General features: G+C 40.6%; 17 protein-coding genes. All 17 read right to left on the bottom strand.

Annotated features, from left to right (window positions below; translation table 11 throughout):
• A partial coding sequence (locus ACX0G7_RS05835; protein WP_458922492.1) for a hypothetical protein occupies window positions 1-496 on the bottom strand: 496 nt, incomplete at its 3' end.
• A gap of 155 nt (window positions 497-651) precedes the next feature.
• A complete protein-coding gene (locus tag ACX0G7_RS05830) occupies window positions 652-1716 on the bottom strand; it encodes an exopolysaccharide biosynthesis polyprenyl glycosylphosphotransferase (RefSeq protein WP_458922491.1) in 1065 nt (354 codons plus the stop codon).
• Between the two features lie 94 nt (window positions 1717-1810).
• Entirely contained in the window at window positions 1811-2878 is a 1068-nt protein-coding gene (locus tag ACX0G7_RS05825) for a DUF354 domain-containing protein (protein WP_458922490.1), read from the bottom strand.
• Window positions 2879-2904: 26 nt separating this feature from the next.
• Window positions 2905-3876 (bottom strand): polysaccharide deacetylase family protein, encoded by a 972-nt coding sequence (locus tag ACX0G7_RS05820; protein WP_458922489.1) that lies wholly within the window; start codon window positions 3874-3876, stop codon window positions 2905-2907.
• A gap of 66 nt (window positions 3877-3942) precedes the next feature.
• Window positions 3943-4938, bottom strand: a complete 996-nt coding sequence (locus ACX0G7_RS05815) for a glycosyltransferase family 4 protein (protein WP_458922488.1) — start codon at window positions 4936-4938, stop codon at window positions 3943-3945.
• A 72-nt stretch (window positions 4939-5010) separates the two neighbouring features.
• Entirely contained in the window at window positions 5011-6888 is a 1878-nt protein-coding gene (gene asnB, locus ACX0G7_RS05810; RefSeq protein WP_458922487.1) for an asparagine synthase (glutamine-hydrolyzing), read from the bottom strand.
• Window positions 6889-6996: 108 nt separating this feature from the next.
• Window positions 6997-7839: a class I SAM-dependent methyltransferase gene (locus ACX0G7_RS05805; RefSeq protein ID WP_458922486.1), complete on the bottom strand. Its 843-nt coding sequence runs from the start codon at window positions 7837-7839 to the stop codon at window positions 6997-6999.
• 99 nt (window positions 7840-7938) lie between these two features.
• Window positions 7939-9105 (bottom strand): hypothetical protein, encoded by a 1167-nt coding sequence (locus tag ACX0G7_RS05800; RefSeq protein WP_458922485.1) that lies wholly within the window; start codon window positions 9103-9105, stop codon window positions 7939-7941.
• A 3-nt stretch (window positions 9106-9108) separates the two neighbouring features.
• Entirely contained in the window at window positions 9109-10281 is a 1173-nt protein-coding gene (locus ACX0G7_RS05795; protein WP_458922484.1) for a glycosyltransferase family 4 protein, read from the bottom strand.
• A gap of 37 nt (window positions 10282-10318) precedes the next feature.
• The gene (locus ACX0G7_RS05790; RefSeq protein ID WP_458922483.1) at window positions 10319-11428 is read right to left on the bottom strand and encodes a glycosyltransferase family 4 protein; all 1110 of its coding nucleotides are present in this window, start codon (window positions 11426-11428) and stop codon (window positions 10319-10321) included.
• Window positions 11403-12209 carry a hypothetical protein gene (locus ACX0G7_RS05785; RefSeq protein WP_458922482.1) on the bottom strand — a complete coding sequence of 269 codons (807 nt, stop codon included), beginning with the start codon at window positions 12207-12209 and terminating at the stop codon, window positions 11403-11405. Before ACX0G7_RS05785 ends, ACX0G7_RS05790 begins: the two co-directional genes overlap by 26 nt.
• A gap of 7 nt (window positions 12210-12216) precedes the next feature.
• Window positions 12217-13497 carry a hypothetical protein gene (locus tag ACX0G7_RS05780; RefSeq protein ID WP_458922481.1) on the bottom strand — a complete coding sequence of 427 codons (1281 nt, stop codon included), beginning with the start codon at window positions 13495-13497 and terminating at the stop codon, window positions 12217-12219.
• 47 nt (window positions 13498-13544) lie between these two features.
• Window positions 13545-14237 carry a hypothetical protein gene (locus ACX0G7_RS05775; RefSeq protein ID WP_458922480.1) on the bottom strand — a complete coding sequence of 231 codons (693 nt, stop codon included), beginning with the start codon at window positions 14235-14237 and terminating at the stop codon, window positions 13545-13547.
• A gap of 67 nt (window positions 14238-14304) precedes the next feature.
• Window positions 14305-15432, bottom strand: coding sequence for a glycosyltransferase family 4 protein (locus ACX0G7_RS05770; RefSeq protein ID WP_458922479.1), 1128 nt, complete (start codon window positions 15430-15432; stop codon window positions 14305-14307).
• Between the two features lie 20 nt (window positions 15433-15452).
• Window positions 15453-17027: a lipopolysaccharide biosynthesis protein gene (locus ACX0G7_RS05765; RefSeq protein ID WP_458922478.1), complete on the bottom strand. Its 1575-nt coding sequence runs from the start codon at window positions 17025-17027 to the stop codon at window positions 15453-15455.
• Between the two features lie 56 nt (window positions 17028-17083).
• Entirely contained in the window at window positions 17084-18640 is a 1557-nt protein-coding gene (locus ACX0G7_RS05760; protein WP_458922477.1) for a nucleoside/nucleotide kinase family protein, read from the bottom strand.
• A gap of 77 nt (window positions 18641-18717) precedes the next feature.
• Window positions 18718-19800, bottom strand: a complete 1083-nt coding sequence (locus ACX0G7_RS05755) for an NAD-dependent epimerase/dehydratase family protein (protein WP_458922476.1) — start codon at window positions 19798-19800, stop codon at window positions 18718-18720.
• Between the last annotated feature and the right edge of the window lies 1 nt (window position 19801).

Genomic DNA, 19801 nt, shown 5'->3' with positions numbered 1-19801 from the left:
CGGTAAGGGTTGCTGATTCCACACCACTCGGAAAGCTCACATTGGTTGGGGCGGCTCTACCACCCCAATTTACATAAGTATTGGTTGCAGCATCGTACTCCAGGGTTGCAATCGCATTAGCCCCTGAACCTTTAAACATCAGCACATGCACAAGATTGCCCACAACCCAGCAATCGGTGCGGCTGCCCGATGTGGCGAGACGTAATATGGGAGTCCAGGTGGTTCCATCTAACCTGTATATCCAGGTTCCACCCATGGACGGTGGAACTGCACACCACCATTTCCCGGCGTGCCACCATGTTTTAGCCTGGGGTTTATGTTGCGTATCAATACCACCAATAGAAATAGGGTCAAGATTTGTGATATTGCTAAAAGCAGGTATCGGAGGAGGGGCAAATTCCGGGATGTCGTTGAAATACCCTTTGTCGAAAACATTAGTTGTATCGGTCTCAAGACCTGGATTAGTCTCCAGAATATTACGCCAGTAAGACATCATGTGACTAATCTGAAAGCTTGAATAATTATCTAAGCGAGTTAGTGATGGCGCCATATTATTTTGTGCGATAGATAAAAACGCATTTAAACAAATTACAAGGGGAATAAAAATCTTCTTCATAACAAAAGAATTAAGGTGATAACCAAATTTGTAACCTAGAACGCACCGTGTCCCACCTTCTTACCAAAAATGGTCAGCAGCACAATTTTCATATCAAGCCAAAATGACCAATGCTTGATGTACCATAGATCGTGAAGTGTTCGCTGTAATTTTTGTTCTTCTGTATCAGTCGGTCCTCTCCATCCATTTACCTGCGCCCACCCAGTAATACCGGGTTTCACATAGTGCCTTATCATATACCTTGTAACACAGCCCTGCAGTTGCTGGTTAAGATACCTCCGGTGTGGTCGCGGACCAACAACACTCATATGGCCCTGCAATACGTTCACAAACTGGGGAAGCTCATCCAGGCTATACTTTCTTATAATTTTACCCAGCCGCGTTACCCTGGGATCATTTTGTGTGGTAGACAGTTGCCCGCCGGATGACTCGTCATTTTGCCTCATACTTCTCAACTTATACAACTTAAATGGCCGTCCTCCTTTTCCAATCCTGACAGGGCAATAAAAAGGAGCGCCCGGAGACTCCATTCTGATTAGCACAATAAGGACCATGATTAACGGGGTAACCAACATCAATATGATTGCAGCGAAGATCTCATCAAAACAATCCTTTGCCAGTGAGCCATATGCCGAGTCCAGGGGCGATTTATGAATGCTGAGCGCGTCTATCTGTCCGAAACGGGTAAGCTGATAATCGGTACCAAACAGATCATCGTAATCCGGTATATACTTAACCCGTATCCCATAATAGTCTGCAGCTGACAAAATACTTTGGATCTTGTGAATCGGCTTACCCGGTAAAGCTATCACGATCTCATCCACGGGGTTATCTTTGAGAAAGTCATTTAAGTTCTGCAATGTGCCTATCACCATGCTGCGTTCAACCCGGCATTCTTCATGATTAGCACAATTAATGAAGCCCTTAATCTCGTAACCATTTACCTTATGAGCCATCAGTTGCATCTGTACTTTCATTGCCATGCTACCGGTGCCGGCAATTAATGCATACTTGGTATTTTTATTCCGTTTTAAAGGATTAGCCATCAGTTTATATCCTACGGAGCTGACGACACTGCCTCCCGGCTTTGCACTGATCATAAACTTTAAGTTGAGGGGGTTTAAGAAAATGTGTTTGATTAAATAAAAAATAAGACTGGAAAATCAAACAGGAAGAAACTGCTGCGTTACAGTTTTATACAAAATCCTTAGCGTAGACAGCAGGATGTGATTCATACTTCAGGACTTCATCTACCATATACTGGGTAGTATCAATACAATCATCCAGTAGCTTTAGGCTTTTCTGTTTATATTCTTTCTTCCCAATAGGGTCGGTCAGAATCCGGATACATTTGTCGATTGCCATTTCCTGTTCTCTTTCACTATTACCGAAATTGTAAATCAATCCATACTTACTTTCAAGATCGTCCAGGTATCCCAGTTGATTGTAACTGATCCGGACAACCGGGGTGCCAAGTATGGCAGCCTCCGAAGACATTGATCCACTTTCACCGAAAACAAGCGAGCTGTAGTAAAGAGCATCATGCATTCGGTCGAATGGAATATTTATTTTAAATTTTTCAAGATCTTGTGGCAACTGGGATTCCGATGAAATAAACACTTTGGCCCACTTTGATAATTCCATGACCGCCTTTCTCTTATTTTTAAGATTCATTCCTGACTGACCAAAATCGTGGGTGGCGTGCCAGGACACAAAACGCATAATGACAAATTTTTCCGAATGCTTGATTCCCATTGTTTCCAATATTGTGGGATCGGGTTTGAAATAATTCGGATGCAGATATGCTAAATCCATATATCCCCGGAATCTTACATGTTTTTCCCCCAAATCAATTTTATAACAGTCGGGCGTAAATATCTTAGTTGCATAAGGAACGGTGAGTTTGTGATGAAGTCTTGCATGTTCGCTATCACTGAACACCAAAGATGTTTTGTTCAATAACTTTGCAACCTGTGATGGATATGGATGAAGAAAGTTTATAAAAAGATCAATCTTCAATTTGCGGGCAATATTAAAAAGAACGACGTCAGCATAGATCATATACAAAAACTTACCGAATCTCCCACTCTTACCTTTTCCCCTGTCAATAAAAGGAATGCTATATAATTGCAAAAGTTTATGTTCTATCTCTTTATTACGTGAAACACAATATACTTCGTGCCCGTGCGCAACCATTAGCTTATAAAAATTTCTAAAATAATGAACATGGGATGGGTGATTAATGTCAATTAATATTCTCATATACTTTGGGCTTTATAAGGAATTGATTATTTGAAGTCTGAAAACTTTCTAAGGATTGGCAGCACTTTAAACCTAAAAAGCATTTTATTCATAGGAAATTCCAGGTTGTCACGTTGCCACCGCAGGGGATTCTGATAATTTTCTAACCTGTTTTTTGTTCCGAGAAATGTTTTTACCGGAACGCGGGTTTCGTTTAGTAATTTTTGTTCAAACACGTCACTGGACTTTCGACCGAATGGATAAGAGAAAGAATTTATTTCCGTGTTGAACCTCGCTTGAAGAGAATTCACGGACACCAAAATTTCATGTCTGAACTCTTCATATGAAAGCTTCGAAAAATCCGGGTGAGATAATGAATGGGAACCAATTTCAAATCCTTCATTCAGCAAGCTATTAATCTCTTTTGTTGTAAGATATGGTTTATGTAAATCCAGGTATTCTTCAAGTGGACCAAGTGCAGCAGCATTCCAGAAATAGTTAGCTATCTCATCTTTTTTGTTCATCGGCCAGGTCCTCAGGCTCCATCTCAATATATCCTCATGGTAGAAAATAGCAGGCAAAGAAAATATGCGGGTTGCGTTGGCTATCAGATCAGGCAAGGGTGCTGAATTCTTACGTTTCACTACGATCAACTTATTTCTCCACATCAGATCCTTATTATCAATACAATTCCCTATCAAAAAGAAAGTAGCAGGGATTCCCGCATCCTTTAGAATTGGAGCTATTACACTGTAGTTTTCTGAGAAGCCATCATCAAAAGTCAATACCAGCTTTCGTTGAAGTGATTCTCCTTGCTCTGCCATTTTCATGGCTTCATTTAACGTGACTATCTCAAAATGCCTGGCAAAAAAAGAAAGATGTTTTCGAAATACTTCCGGAGAGATGATTTTGTTGTCGAAATAATAATCCGGGCTTTGACTGGCTACTATGTGGTAGTATGCAATCCGGAGGCTATCTTTTCCATAGCTTAAACCTGTCGATGATAGAAGAAAAGCCATAAAAGAAAATGCTTGAAATTGTAGCTTAACGTGCCTGTCCAATGAGACTTTTATATCAGCATATCGTCAGCCATGGACCTGAAGCATAGTAGCACGGCTTAATACTGCGTTATACACTTCTATAACCCTTTTTGCAATACAGTCTTCATCAAGTCCGAGCCTGATAAGCCGCTGGCCCCCATTGGTCCTCCCTTTTGTTTCAGCAAATTTCAAAGCCAGACCAAGTTTGGCGGCAAATTCATGTATGTTGAAAGAAGACACATAACAGCCCGGGGTGTCACCTATTACCCATTTTACATCCCCGGTGTCGGTAGCAACTATTGGACAATTACATGCCATAGCTTCCTTTACGATGTTAGGAGAACCCTCCATCAGTGAAGGAACTGCAAGAACATCCGCAACACTTAACAAAGCCGGGACATCGGCATGTTTTACCGGATAGGGATTCACTAATTCCACGTCCGGGCATTTCATGAGACCAACTGCCGCTTTAACTAAAGAATAGTTCTTTCGCACGTCTTCTTTGTTGCCGAGAAAAAGAACAATTTTTTTATCGTCAGAAAAATAAGCTGACTTCTTAAGTTCTTGCCGGGTTTGAAACTTTACCGTATCTATACCGTTTGGAATTGTGTAGGATTTGCTTTTCAGGAATACGTATTTTTCAATATTGTGCGATTTGGAAATTATAGCTTTTACAAAGGGTTGGATGCACCAGGTCAAAAGAGTATAAAACCTGCTACTGATTCGCACAGTATTTACGCCAGTATAAGTACCATATGCGTCATCACCCATAAGGGACAGCACAACGGGAATACCCCTGCTCCCTAGTACAGCAGCCCACCCTGAAAGAACAAAATGAGCATGAATCAAATCATATTTGTTTTGTCGCAAATAGTTGCGAAGGCGTATGGCCGACTGTAAGTAGCCAGATATTCCTTTTCCAACAACCGGAAAATAATCCACCTCGACGCCCTTTTTTGTAAGAGATTCACCTTGTTGCTTAATAAAAGGCGCAATGCCTATCTTCTTATCATTACCACTGCACACGAAAAGTACTTTCATAGTAAATTATCAAAACAGTCTAACATTTATAATTCTATGATCTCAGGATTCCTTGATACTTTTTTTTCAATTTTATACTGAAACCAAAACAGGGTTGCTTTTTTTTACTGTCAATAAATATATACTCATGATCAATATCAATTCTTTCTCCCGATTTCCATATTGGCCATGCTCCCTGATCAATTCAAAAATCTTGTTTCGATTGAATATTTTCCAGAAAAGCTGGTTTTCATTTACAAGGAACAACTCCCTCACCTCCCCTACATGATCCTGAAAATATGCTTTTGATGGAGCATGAAAAGCCAGCTTCTTCCGGGAAATCATTTCTGCAGGTAAATATTCTCTTGCAAACGCTTTGTGTATGATCTTGCTGTTTCTGAAATCGAATTTCTGAACCCTGGGCAAAGACTCTATAAATTCCACTAAATCATTGTCAAGCATTGGAACCCGGCATTCCAATGAAAAGTGCATAGTGATTTTGTCAGTATACTTCAGCAACGTTTCCGCGAGTTTGGTTCTTGTGTCGAGGTATGTGTATAGATCACTTCTTCTGACTGGCAGATTTTTTCTGGCTTGCAATGCGTCGTGAAAACGATTCAATGCGTCATAGTGTTTCAATGAAATCTGGTGTGCATCCTCTGTATTTAACAATTTCGTGATAGCGTGATTGCCGAAAAGGCTGTTAAACTCGAAATAAGCATGCAGGTCGTCCCTCGTTCCCGAAGCGGACAGAATTCTCCGCAAGTCCTGATTCGCGGTTTTTCTTGAAAAAAAGCGGAATAAAGGATGCATTTTGTTTGCGGACGACAATACATCAATAAAGGGCAAAGCTTTATATTTCCTGTACCCACCTAATGGTTCATCCGCCCCCTGACCGCTAAGCACCACTTTTACTTTAGATGAGGCCAATTTTGAAAGCGTGTACATTGACAGTAGTGATCCTGAATCAACCGGCTCTTCGACAATATCTACGATTTGCGCAAACTGTTTCAGAAGGTTGCCGGATTTTACCTCAGCACAATAATGGTCCAATTCGAGATAGCCGGCTGTGATACGCGCATTCTCCCTTTCATCAAGTTCTTTATCATCGAATCCCACAGTAAAAGCCTTGATGTTTTTCACCTTCGATTTCGCTATTGCAGCGATCAGCGAAGAATCAACCCCACCACTTAATAATATCCCAACTTCTACATCAGAAAGCAGCTGGCGTTCTACTGCCCTCTCCAGGATTTGTCCATACTCTGTCACGAGTTGCTTGCGGGTTGTATTGCCTCTTCTTTGTATTTTAACGAGGTCAGCAAAATACCTTTTTGAAACGATGAGATTGTCACCCAATTTTATTTCGATGACTTGTCCAGGTTCAACTTTGAATATCTGTTTGAATAAAGTTGCGGGAGCTGGAACATGACGTAGCTCCAGTGCAGAAGTGATTGAGCTCACTGAAAATGTTGCACCAATTGTTTCTGCTATAGGCCTGATTTCAGAAGAGAAAATTGCCTGGTTTTGGTGAAAATAATAATATAGGGGCTTAACTCCAAAGCGATCGCGTACGAGATAAAGCGATTTATTTTGCGTATCCAGGTAGGCAAAGGCAAAAATCCCGTTTAGCTGTGAAAGAAAGTTCTCAGTACATCCAAGTCTGCACAAATTAACAAGGGTCTCCGTATCCGAATGACCTCTGAAATGTATACCAGGCATTGCTTCGCGCAATTCTGAATGATTATATATTTCACCATTAAAGATGATCAGACCTTTCCCGTCAAAAGACTCCATTGGCTGACTGCCATTGGCACTTAAATCCAATATAGAAAGCCTGTGATGAAAAAATCTGACGATATTATCGTCAATAAGAACTTCTTTCGCTCCGAATTCATCCGGCCCTCTGTGCCTGATTGATTGTACCGCTTCATCAGGCATATGACAATTGATACTACCAACGATTCCACACATATTTAGCGTTTTAGAGTGAGTTTGTTTTGGATCGCAGTTAGAAGCGATAAAAGACAAATAAAATTATTTACCATAGAAAGTATCGAACATGTACTCAGGATTACGTTGTTAGTGCCTTTTAGTGAGCACCGCCAGACTCGTAGAATGCGAGTTTATTTTTGTTTTCCATGGCAATTCGCCCAATGGAAGTACTGCAATATCCTTTTGCTTGCTGACAATTTTACGAATTGCCAGGTATGGCCCTGGGATTGTTGGCTTATCTTGCCAGATTGGCTTGTTGTGCGGAAAATAGTCATGAAGCAATACTACTCCGTTGTCATTCAATACCCCCATGACCAATGGAATTTCCTTGAATATTGTCTTCGCTATATGAGATCCATCCAAAAAAACAAAGTCAAACTTTTGCCTGCAATTTTTCAGAAAATGAATAGAATTATCTTTGACGAAACTAACCTTAGTTAGGGCTCCGACCATTTCAATAAGTTGGCATGGGGCATATTTGCAGTTGAACCCTTGCCAATGTTTAATGACAGGATCATTTACGTCAATTAAGTCGACCGTTGTAAGATGACTGTTTATATTTTTCATCAGTGCCAAAGCGATGTGGACGGTTGAACAACCTATATGTGTCCCGATTTCCAGGACGTTATTTGGCCTTATAGCATTGATCAAATAAAAAATAGCTCTTTGATCCCCGGGATTAACTCCGCCCTGCATTTCGGGCAACTCCAGTTTTTTTATCAATTCAGTAGATTTGATCCACTCCGTCTCGTTAACGGGATCAGTAAAGATCTCTTCAAGATCATTGTGCGATAGATACCGTAAATGGACTTCCGGAAAAATGTCATTTGTTAACATTTTCAGCTCCATTCTTTCTTTGTACCCGAGCATATGCCGCGCAACTACGGAGTTGCCCAGGTGCCCCATCAAAGCGTTCAAATTAGCTTTCATAAAACCCGTTTAGAAGATTCAATTAAAATGATTGTATTTTTAGTCAACTTGAATACCTGTGGCAAGATTCGATCTTATCCACAAACAGATATGAACTAACTAGATAACGTGTTGTTCAAGAAAGAATTTGTCGTACGTGGCATTTAATGAATTTGTTCCTGCAGCTTCTCTGAGAAACATGTATACGCGATTGTCCAGTTCAAGCAAAGCGTTCTTGTACGCCAATCTGCCACCCTCGGCGATACTGGCATAATTCGCTTTGTGATTTGACACGGAATTAATTATCTCGTCTAAATTAATCCCATCCCAGTCAACAGGCAGGTAAGTTTTCGAGTTCAGATATACATCTGGCCAGGTTTCCAGGTGACTCATATCGGGTTTAATCAATAACGCGCCATTCAAAATAGTTTCAAAATCCCGGAAACAAACTTCTCCCCAGCCAAAAGGACTTAAAACTGAAGCAACTTTTCTGATTTCCCTGTTATATAATTTTGAATTTATCTTTCCAGACAGAACAAACTCGTTATTAACACAACTCTCCAGGAACAGTCTTCTTTGAAACGCAACAGTCTCAGGCAGGACATTGTTTCCAAAACGAGCCTGAACTTTATTTAGCTTTGTGGAAGTCTCAACGGGTCTACTCAAAGTCTCTATCATTTTTCTATAGCTATATAGAAACCACGGCCTAAGCGATTTTGAAAAGCCAATTTTTGCCGCAGTTTTTGCAAGTCCTACCAACTTTTTGCCAGGCATGGGGAACATTCCATATCCAAGGTTCCAGGATACCCGTAGTCTTTTCAACAGATCCGGATCATCCGGTATTTCCCTTACTTTTTCATTAGCATCAACAATATCATACCGCTTATGGTAGTAATCGGTGAATAACTGTCTGCCATACATTGGCCTTAAATAATTAGTACGGTCCCTAAGTAGCTTTCCTTTATAATACAGATCAACCAGATCCATGTATTCAAAGTGAAGACTGTCGCTTCCCGCACCATCGTCAAGCATAATTATCCTATCAAATCGTTTCCTTAAGTTTTCAATATAATCTCTCTTCTTCTGATTGTTTGATGCCAGGCTCCTATTACCCTTAAAAACCCGGATCAATATGACACAACCGCCAGATATTATGTTTACTTCTCTGGAATCAACATGGATATAAACCATAAGATGATTAAAACGGGAAACTATCAGTGGAAACAATGTATACATTGTTTCTATTGTAGACCCTGAATGAATCACATATATACGATCCTTTAACATAAATCAGGTTTTTTGAGTTAAAACGGATTGTCTTATTTCTCGAATCACCGTTCCATCTACTAAAGCATCCATGTAAACCTTTTCAAATGCCTTTCCCATGACATCGCTTGAAAATTCCTCATGAATTTTTCTTTTGCTTCTTTCTCCGAATAAACGTGCTTTTTCAGGATCGTCAATTAATCCGATAATAAGATTGCAGATTTCACTGACGGTTTCAGTGCCAATCAGGTATCCGTTATTACCGTTCCTGATTAACTCAGAGTTGCCCCCTGCATCAGTGGCCAGCACGGGTTTACCGAGTGCCATATATTCCAGGATTGAATTAGACGTACCTTCCCCGTTTGTAGAGAATAAGACTCCTATGGTACATGCATTAACGAGCGCTTCTGGATCCCGAATTTCACTTTGAAAGATAATTCGTGGAAAATCTTCACTTAATTTGCACATCCTTTGATACTCAGAATCATTTCCATCATAACCACCTACACCAATAAAACTTATGTCATCCCGGAGCCCGGTTACCATCCGGGCGAGCTTAAAAAACAAATCATAATCTTTAGCGGGGGAAAATGACGCTAACATTATAACTGTATATGGCGTGGTGATTTTATACTTCGTTTTAATAGCTGTAGTCGGAGGAAGATTTTCAAAACGAGACAGATTAAGGCCGTTAAGAATAAGTTTTCGTTTATTAAAGGGTGGCTTGAATGCATCAAATCCCTTCCTGGAATTGGCAAGTATAATATGTGAAAAACGGAAATTGATAAGGTCAATCAGCCGGTTTAGAGTCAGGTTATTGATTTCCGCGGGAGCACTGGTAATCTGGCCATTTACCATCGGCGTGTTTTTCATAATAACTGCAGGAACGGCATATAAAGACTGCATTCTGCCCCATGTATGAATGATATCCGGATTGAATTCTTTGCATATTTTATAGAACTGAATAAAGACAGTAATAGCATTTTTTCGCCATTTTTTTCTTATGATCCTGTATTCTATGTTCAGGTTATAAAATTCTGAATAATGAATTTCATTTTTGGTCATTACAACAAGAATGCGAAACGAATTCCTGGCTTTGAGGTAAGACAATAATTCAATTAAGCGCCTTTCTTTGCCACCAGCACGGAGGCTTCCGATAAAAATCAGGATACGGGGTTTTTCTATATAAAATGGCATTCGTTCAAATTAAGTCTTATGATTCACTAAGATCTGGTCAGTTTGCAGAAAGCATGCCCAGCAATTTTTTTGACAGTAATTTATAGTCATGCTGCTCTATATAACTCATCACGTTTTTCGCCATCGATGTATAAATTTCCGGCGAAATAGAAGAAAGTTTTTGCTGCAGATCAGCAAGATCTCTATAGACAATCCCCAGCTGATGATTGGAAATTATACTATCCGGGTTAACCCGTTCACTCGTGATAATAGGGGTTGCAACGGTCATCGCCTCTAAAAACGTATTGCTGAAGCCTTCATAATGAGAAGTATTTAGTAAGTACTTCGCTTTTGAAAAAAAAGGTAATACCTGGTCTCTTTCTAAAAATCCTACAAATTTTACATTCGGTAGCTGACCTAATTTTTGAAGGTAGTCCCGGGTTGTTGCATCACATTTTGGGTGCTCCCTGCCTGCAATAAGGAAATTTTCATTTTTCATCGAAGAGGCAATTTCAAATAAAAGCGGAATATTTTTTTGGTATTGGTATATGCCCAGCCAGGCAATGTATTTTTTTGCTGGAAGTTCGTCAAGAAACCCATTGGGTTTTAAAAACAGAGGATTTGAAATCTGAAATATTCTTTTCCCGGGAAATTGTTTTTTCACCTGATTAAACTGATAATTGTTCTGACAAAGAATGCAGTACGACAGTTTCATTCCTAATCGCTGAAAAAACAGATGAAGCCGTGAGCGGGTCTTGTATGCCCGCTTATCCAACAGGCAATCATTAGAAATTCGCAGGATATATTTAACGTTCAACCGGCGACAAATCAGGGCCAGAAAAAATGACTGCCAACAGGGAATACCTGAATAAAGATAATCAGGCTGGCTCCTTTTAACGGTTTGGTATAAATACGGCAAGCGGTAATATAGCCACCGGACCCAACGCAAACCCTTTTGTTGATTATATAAGGGCAGTAGTACAATATCCAGGCAGTCTTCTTTTACTATCCGGTTCTTTGAGACATTAGTGAGTACGTTAATCTCTTCTCCTGCATCTAAAAGTCCTCTTATCCATCCATAAGCCTGGACAGCAGCGCCACCAGACGGCCTTTCATCTTTAGCGAGGATGTTAATGATCATATCATCGTAGAACAGGAATTTTGCCATGGGGGTAATGATTTGAAATTTCAAAATTCTTTTCTTCCTCCAATCGTTCTGTTATAATTGAAACATTCTCTTTAATAGATCTGGCACCATCAATAGTGTATACCGGAACGTGATGGCTAATTAGTGCTGCGCAGATCAGGCTAAGTTGAAACTGCCATTTGATAATATCTTTATGCAAATCATTATTATTTTTTCCAATATGCGAAGCGATAACTTTTGGGCGTTTGATCAATCGATCGACAATTAATCCGATATCGTCAGTATTAATAGAAACAATGGCCCTGGGCAAGGGAACAAGAGACAAGTAGGTATCGATCACATCCGGTAAAAGTTTGATGTCAGCTTGTACCAAAAAAGACTTCTGTAACAGACCCTCGTTAAGAAGACAGGGAACCCTTGGCCGCAGTTCTGTAATCGCCTGGTACCGGCAAAAATCCTGATAAAGAAGATAGCCGGAGCGAAACCGAAGCCCTCCCATTTCATCCGGAAACACATTTTCATCCGACAATTGTCTCCAGCAAAAATTGACCAGTCGGGGGTTACATTGTGCAAAGCGTAATCCAAACTCAAGAGGGACGCTTTTGGAAAGATCCATATTGAAAAGCTTTTTAGCCTGGTAACGGATCCACTTACTTAAATCAGATAACGAAGGGGCAGGATGTAAAATCGCGTTCTGGTGAGTCCATTTCATCGAGCTGCGCCAATTTTTACACAAAGCATTATACAACGTCGTTTTGCCAATACCAGGGGGCCCGATAATCTCTATTATTTCAACAGACATAAATTACTTAACTGTGTAACGAGAATTGTGATTCATTGTGATCTATGCCGGGCGCCGGGACTTGGGTTTGTCCTGCTCTCTCATCACGCGCTAATGGTAGCATTAATACAAGGAAGATAAGCGACATTGCACCCGTCTCTGTGAAGCGTCCGGTGATATCAAATACCAGGAATGCCACGGCAGCGAAAAATATGATTGATTTATCTATGAGTGCGGAAGCCGAGCGTATCGACATTTTGAAGACTGTAATGATCATCAGGCAATACAATATAACCCCAAGAATGCCACTTGAATGAGCTATACTCGGCAAATCTCCGTGGAGTGATCTCAATTCAAAAACGCCTCTGCCATAATTTCCTGCGCTATTGAAAAGCTCAAAGCCAATTAGTGGACTGTATGCATTATAGACGAACATGTCGGTATAAATAAGGTCGTATTCGGCGAACCTCGGTTCATTCTCTAGCTCCCTGTCATCCAGCTGCCGCAACTCATACCGTTCCTTGAATTCATCCTTGAAACCTGTATTCGAATAAATTAATATTCCGGCGATAGCAACCAGGGCTCCTATTAAAATGAACTGTTTAGCTTCTTTTTTAAACAATAGAGTTAACATGGCTACTGCAATGCCTATAGTAGTTACCATCATTACCGACCGCCTCAAACTAAGCAGAATGAAAGTGTAAACAACCAGAACAACCAGCAGATACAGCAGCTTCCGGCTCATCATCAATTTCAGAGCCACAATAAAAACCGCGACAGACAGTATGTTGAAACCTGCGGCATAAACATTTCCATATAATACTCCCCTGGATATTCCATACATATTTGCAGGTGAATAGTGGTTTATAGTTGACATCAGCACATTGGCAATGAACAATAGCAATATCAATAATGCAGAATTAGATAGCTCAGTAAAAATGACATGGGCCGGATACTTTTTGTATACTGCAGCGATCAAGGGAATCGAGATAAATAGCCAGAAAACAGAAAAGACATGTGGGCGGATTGCAACCAGATCACTCACCCTGGTTAACAACAGTAAAAAGTAGCAAAACAAAACCAGGGCAAAGATATTGTTCTTATAAAATGTTCCATTCCGGAAAATTGCGTACAAAATTAAGAAAGAGACTGTGCCATAATAAATAGATGCTGAGAATACCGGCTCAATTACGTTATTAGAAAAGACTAAAACCGGCAGATAGACAATGCCCAGGTCTTTCTTTTTCGAAAGAAGATATCCTGCAAATAAGTAACTTAAAACCTCTATAATTAAAAAAAAACGGTCCATCTGGTTTAGGAATATGGCATTTCCTGCATGATCAATGAATAGTTTTATCAGACTGTTTCAAGAGAATATTCGCTTAATAATACTCCGAGGTTGGTGACATCGATATTCCTTTTAATCCGGAAAGCAACCAGGCTTTCGGCTGATTCTATCTCCTCAAGAAAATCAAGAACTACATGATATCTGGTGCGACGCCAAAAATCATGAATTACGAAAATAATATCGGTCCAATTGAACTCTATTGCTTTCAGTATGGAGTATAAGCAGCAACATACACGGAAACGGCCATCAATGAAAATTACATCTATTTTATGCAAGGCCGGATCTATTTCCTGCCAGATTTCTTCGTAATAATAAGGCCAGTTATCACTATGGTCCGCAGATAGCGGCTTTCCCCATTGATTCGTAGGACCCAGGTCAATAAATTTGTAGAGCAGATTAACGTTTAAAGCTTCTTTCACAAAACTTATTGAACACATATACCGGAAAAAATAGGGATTTGATTCCACGGAAAACACAGTTTTTTTATGTTTGAGGAGAAATATCGTAGATCCCCCGGACCCATATTCTAAAAAGACTTTTTTATTTTTGCAAAGTTTTCTGAAAAGGAAATATTCTCTCTTCTCCATATGTGGATAAAATAACAGCTTGGGAAATCGTCGCATAATATCCCATTTGGATTCAGGACTTTTGACGGTCTTAAGGACCTTGAATACTGCTTTTGAAAAGTAATAAGCCTCCATATTATTTGTTTAGAGATCGATGGATGTTGTATTAGGACCATCAGGGCAGGCTAATGAACAGATAATGTCAGTTACTACAAGTAACCTGAAATCGTTGCTGAAGCAGATACGAAAAACGCCGGTAAAAAACATCTCCCGACAACTGCGCCCGGACATAATTTTCTGAATTTCTGCCCATCTGTTCAAGTTTGCCCTTATCACTGATAAGCGATTCAAGCGCCGTTGTGAGAGCAGACAAAGAATTAGATTTGACTATTAATCCATTTACTCCGTCTTTTATATTGAAGCGAGCACCGCATGTGTCTGTGCAGATAACTGGCAGCCCGTAACCCAGAGCTTCTGTAACTGAAATTCCATATTGCTCGTCGACTGCCGGCAAAACAAACAGATGATGGCTTTTGTATAACTCTCCTATCTGACTAAACGGAACATCTGTTTTCATATCAACAATATCTGATAACCCTAACCTGTAGACGGACTCCTTTATTTTTTCGAATCTGAATACCTGTTGGTCCCTCGAACATTCACCAACCATCGTGAGTTTCAATTTGTATCTCTCCTTCAATGTATTAATTGCGTTTAACAGCAGCAGATGGTTTTTTCTTTCCTGGTTATACTTTCCGATCATCAGAATTTTTATCTCATCAAAGTCGCTATGATCGCGGGAAAATGATTTAACCGGAATCGGTAAAGGAATGTGATACATATGTCTGATCTGGCTACCATTCCCGTTTTTATCGCTTTTGATAGGCACCATCCATGCGGCTTTGAAAAACGAAATCATCATCTGTTGGGCTACTTTCGTCTTTATACCACGAGGTCTAAAAAGATTTTCCTGGGTATAAAAAATTATTTTAGCCTTCAAAAGAGCAGAATAAAAAGCAGCGATAAGCGAAAAGTACTTGAAAGGGTCGCGGATGATAACAATATCTGGCCTGAGACAACGCAACGTTTTCCAATATTGAAGGAGCCCGGGAAAATAATTTGGACGGTTAACGCCTCCCTTTCCATATATCCTTTCAATGAGAACAGATAGCCTGCTTTGCCTGTAATTCGACGGCGTCAGTAAGCTGTAATCTTCTGTATATCCAAGGCTGGCCACATGGAACGAGACGTCATGGTTTTGTTCCTGTAAGGTTTTCACCATCTGGTATTGATTAGTATGAAACCTTGGGCCAACCAATAAAACTTTCATAAAATACAAATCTGGTATTGTCAATTTGATTTGAAGAATTTCAGTGAAGAAACAATCTTCACCAATTCCTGTTTCTGCGTTTTTCTCAGGCCAACCAGGTAGAAGACTATAAACGAAACAACAAAGGCCAACAGACCAAGGGGCGCCATCTCAAGCAGGCTTACCGGTTCGAACGAAGTTGCTACATACAACGCTGATGTCAGCATCAAAGCTGCTGTGATCAGGGGGCGGGCCCGCTGAAAAAATGACATTTCAACCCTGTGTTGGATTTTATTCCGCAAAAAGTTTCTTTGTCCGATAAAAAGTAAAAATTTCCCACAAATCAGACTAACACAAAGGCCCGCGATGCCCCACCTGCTCACAAGCGCTATACCGAGGCCAATAAAAAGCAGAGAGGAAAACAAGGATAGATAAACTTTTTTCCGGAGGTCTAAAGTCGCGTTGATAATGTATCCATCATTTTTTATCAGCGTGTCCTGCAGTATCATAATAATAAGCAACAAGTTAACAAAGTTACCTGCAAAAAAGCCATCACCTACCCATGCTTTTAAAAATGAATGGTTGAAAAGTAAAATTGAAACTCCAGTTGATGTTATTAAGAGAAAGATTAAACCTGTCAGAGTATCCCAGACCCTATAAATTTTTGCGTATTCACTCAGTCCAAATAACTTACCGATCCCCGGAATAGCTCCTATTACTATTCGAAATAACAAACCCTGTATCGCTAAAGGCAAAAAGGTGCTTAAGGCATACGAAGAGACCAGAACGGGGCCTGCTATAAATCCAAGCAAAACTTTATCGCTACTGGTAAGTATCGTATCAGTTGCAGTATTGGCCATGTTCCAACCACTTAGTCTGCAAAATGACAGGACCTTTTGAAAATTTGTTTTTCCGAACCCAAACCAGGAAACACTCTTTCTGACAATGAAGTAATAACTTAACCCGGTCACAAGACTGATAAAGATCTGAACTAGGGCAAGGCCAATTAAGCCATGGCTTTGTGTAATTACAAATACTTTGAGCGCGCCGCCTACGACAATAATTCCCGAACGAAGCCCCATTCGCTTAAAACCGAGGTTCATTCCACGTAATACCGCCTCGAACAGGTCAAATACTTTGGAGATAATCAGTGAGAAAAGTAATAGCGAACAAGTAATGCGGATGAGGCTATAATGGATCGTTTCAACCCCCGTTATGTATGGCGCATACCAGGATAAAACTGATCCGGCTATCAGTATTATCGGCAATATGAAGGCAGTTACAAAAAGCGCACTCGTTACATCACTCCTCAACTCCTCTTCGCTGGCGATATCTTTTTTCCTGGCGACTGTCCATTTGAGCACCTGGGTCGCCCTTGAATCAGCCAGGGTTGCATAGCCGGTCAATTGACCGATAATTTTCCATGCGCCATAAAAAGAACTGCCAAGCCCCTTTACGATAACAGGGCTTACCAACAACCCTGTTAACTGAACCGCAGCAAAATCTATGACACTGGTTAGCCCGTTGAGATAGGCTCTCTGCCTGAGATTTTCTTTTTGCCGGGGAGGCGGTTCGGCCTGAACCTCCCTGGTCTTCTCTACAACTAAATCAATCATATAAAACTAATTCCTGACTCGTAAAAGAAATCCTATTCTAATGGACTAATAACCGATTATTCCCACGAAGACCAAAGATGACGCTTCACTGATACAAGCACATTATTTAAAGGCTGGTGGGCATCGATGGCAATGGCCTGGCATTGGCCAGCGTACTGTAAATTTTTTATCCCTTCAATCTTTAATTCAAGCATCTTTAGTGAAGCATTGCTGGGCTTTCTTTTGGCAATTACATCAGCGTTGGCAATTAGCTTGAAAACGAGGTCAGGCGGATTATCTTCAGCTAACTGGTAGGTCTTAGCCTCATATCTTGCCATGAACCTCAACAATATATTTTTTGATTGAAGCAGATAGCTTAAAGCTGGGCCATCATTGTAGCCCATAGTTTGGTTTTGTGGAAACCGGTCACAAATGACCAGCATACCTTTGGCCTTTGCAAGCCTGATCGCTGTGAGATTTCTCCGCCTCTCCCGGGCAACTGCCAGCGCCTCAAAACATTTAAATAGGTTGTACCTGAAACTCTGCTTGTGAGTAGATGGAATATCTTCTTTCGTTTTTGACTTCCGCGGTTGCTGGTACTGTGTATAGCTTGTTTTCAAACCCTTTAAAAATCTTCGCTGCCATGATCTTTCGCCTGATTTTCCACGACCCATGTATAAACCATATACATCAATTTTTTTCCTGAATGTTGCCTGCAGGTTTGCTATAACTGTAGACTTACCCGACCCGTCCGCCCCAATAATCGCCACGACAAGACCTCCCTCCGGACGGATGCGCTGCAGGATAGTTGGCCTACCGGAATATTTTGCCCACTTGCGGTACACCTTAATGGCAATTTCCCTATACCATCTTCTAAGCATTGCCTCTAAAGAAGAGTAGAGACGCTGATCTCTTAACTGTTTGTGCAATAGAGCTGAAAGCTGTAATAATATTTTGTGGGTAAACTCCTGTGTTACCAAATTATATATTGGGAAATAATCTGAAAAAACTGATTTGAGGATTAACTCAATATCATTATTTGTGCATCTGGTCTTCAGCCACTCATACTCGGCCAATACATTTTTGCCGTACCTGATATCCTTTTTGAAATAGCTTTTCAGGATATCCCTGGTTCGCAGCTTCAGGGCATAGCGAAAAAACAAAAGTATAAGTTCGAAGGCCGGTGCGCTTCGATAGATACCAAACTCAACATCAAAGACACGGCTGTCCAGGATCTTCTGTTCAAGGTTCAATTGATAACCTTTCAGATAAGATTCACCGAGGGTGAGCTTAAAGTGAGTGTGCAAGTGAATGAGTTTTCCGGAAGAAAAGTCAAGTCCGATATAATCGTCAATATCCCTGTACTGCTTTTCCTTAGCCGGAGTAAACCTTTTAAAGCCATGTTTGCTCATGATGATTTTGAACGCGGCCTTATCCTTTTCGTCGAACAGAATGTCAAGGTCAGTGTCGCCTGACATCGATGCAGCAAGGTGCTCATTACTTTTCCAATGACAATACCTGATATCCAGGTCATGAAAATCCTGTAACACTTCTTCGATCAACGCAAGCCGCGCATGACGTTGTTTCGACGCATCTAAATTTGCTGAAAGGGGCTCAATGATTATGTTGTTCATTTGATGATATTGCGGTAAGTTATCCGGTTTCTTAGGCTAAAAACGGTTGGAGACAAAGCGGTCGAGATAGACACCTGCTAGCTTTGGATTTCTGCCTGTAAATTGTAAGTCGTGCTATAATATTCCCGATACCATTTAATAAATTTTTCCAAACCAATGTCCAAATCCGTATCGGGTGAATAGCCAAAGTTTTCGGCCAGGTCATCCACATTAGCCCAGGTGGTCATCACATCGCCGGCCTGCATAGATTTCATCTCCAGAATAGCCTTCTTATGTATTGCCTTTTCGAGCTTATTAATAAATTCAAGCAATTCAACAGGACGGTTATTACCAATATTATATAGTCGGTAAGGCGCGGTGGATGTCGAAGGGTCAGGTTCATTTGCATTCCAGCTTGAATTTGGTTGGGCCGGGGTATTGACTATCCTGGTGATGGCCCCAACTATATCGTCTATATAAGTGAAGTCTCTTTTCATTTTGCCGTTATTGAAGACCTGTATCGGCTTGTTAGAATAAATGGCATCAGCAAAAAGAAAGGATGCCATATCAGGTCTGCCCCATGGACCATAAACCGTAAAAAAACGCAAGCCTGTTGTTGGCAAATTGTACAAATAGCTATAAGCATGTGCCATTAGTTCATTCGCCTTTTTGGTGGCCGCATATAAGGAGGCAGGATGATTTGTTGCATGTTTGACTGAAAACGGCACCTCTGCATTCAACCCGTATACACTGGAGGAACTGGCATAGATAAGGTGCTTTGCCTTAATTTTCCGACAGGATTCAAGAACATTCAAAAAACCGACAAGATTGGATTGGGCGTACGAGTCCGGATGGGTTATTGAATGTCTTACACCGGCCTGAGCCGCGAGGTTTACGAAAACATCAGGCCGGTGGCGCTCACAAAGTTCGATCAATTCGGGCTTATCCTCAAGGTTCAGCCTTACAAAAAGATAGTTGCTGAATATATGGCTGCGGGTTTCCTTAAACCAGATAATTTCTTTTTTTTCGATGCCACATTCTTTTAACCGGCGATACTTTAGTTTCACATCATAGTATTCATTAATATTGTCGATTCCAATTACTTCACATCCATTTTTAAGCAAAGCAATGGTCAAATGAAACCCAATGAATCCCGCACTTCCTGATACTAATATTTTCATA

This window comes from Flavitalea antarctica, from assembly GCF_054461535.1.
The sequence above is the reverse complement of the archived record's forward strand: the minus strand, read 5'-3'. Positions and strand labels throughout refer to the sequence as shown.

What these genes read in the sequence shown, in the direction of transcription:
- ACX0G7_RS05830 (WP_458922491.1), bottom strand. Translation starts at nt 1,716, where the DNA reads ATGATCAGTGCAAAGCCGGGAGGCAGTGTCGTCAGCTCCGTAGGATAT.
- ACX0G7_RS05825 (WP_458922490.1), bottom strand. Translation starts at nt 2,878, where the DNA reads ATGAGAATATTAATTGACATTAATCACCCATCCCATGTTCATTATTTT.
- ACX0G7_RS05820 (WP_458922489.1), bottom strand. Translation starts at nt 3,876, where the DNA reads ATGGCTTTTCTTCTATCATCGACAGGTTTAAGCTATGGAAAAGATAGC.
- ACX0G7_RS05815 (WP_458922488.1), bottom strand. Translation starts at nt 4,938, where the DNA reads ATGAAAGTACTTTTCGTGTGCAGTGGTAATGATAAGAAGATAGGCATT.
- asnB (WP_458922487.1), bottom strand. Translation starts at nt 6,888, where the DNA reads ATGTGTGGAATCGTTGGTAGTATCAATTGTCATATGCCTGATGAAGCG.
- ACX0G7_RS05805 (WP_458922486.1), bottom strand. Translation starts at nt 7,839, where the DNA reads ATGAAAGCTAATTTGAACGCTTTGATGGGGCACCTGGGCAACTCCGTA.
- ACX0G7_RS05800 (WP_458922485.1), bottom strand. Translation starts at nt 9,105, where the DNA reads ATGTTAAAGGATCGTATATATGTGATTCATTCAGGGTCTACAATAGAA.
- ACX0G7_RS05795 (WP_458922484.1), bottom strand. Translation starts at nt 10,281, where the DNA reads ATGCCATTTTATATAGAAAAACCCCGTATCCTGATTTTTATCGGAAGC.
- ACX0G7_RS05790 (WP_458922483.1), bottom strand. Translation starts at nt 11,428, where the DNA reads ATGGCAAAATTCCTGTTCTACGATGATATGATCATTAACATCCTCGCT.
- ACX0G7_RS05785 (WP_458922482.1), bottom strand. Translation starts at nt 12,209, where the DNA reads ATGTCTGTTGAAATAATAGAGATTATCGGGCCCCCTGGTATTGGCAAA.
- ACX0G7_RS05780 (WP_458922481.1), bottom strand. Translation starts at nt 13,497, where the DNA reads ATGGACCGTTTTTTTTTAATTATAGAGGTTTTAAGTTACTTATTTGCA.
- ACX0G7_RS05775 (WP_458922480.1), bottom strand. Translation starts at nt 14,237, where the DNA reads ATGGAGGCTTATTACTTTTCAAAAGCAGTATTCAAGGTCCTTAAGACC.
- ACX0G7_RS05770 (WP_458922479.1), bottom strand. Translation starts at nt 15,432, where the DNA reads ATGAAAGTTTTATTGGTTGGCCCAAGGTTTCATACTAATCAATACCAG.
- ACX0G7_RS05765 (WP_458922478.1), bottom strand. Translation starts at nt 17,027, where the DNA reads ATGATTGATTTAGTTGTAGAGAAGACCAGGGAGGTTCAGGCCGAACCG.
- ACX0G7_RS05760 (WP_458922477.1), bottom strand. Translation starts at nt 18,640, where the DNA reads ATGAACAACATAATCATTGAGCCCCTTTCAGCAAATTTAGATGCGTCG.
- ACX0G7_RS05755 (WP_458922476.1), bottom strand. Translation starts at nt 19,800, where the DNA reads ATGAAAATATTAGTATCAGGAAGTGCGGGATTCATTGGGTTTCATTTG.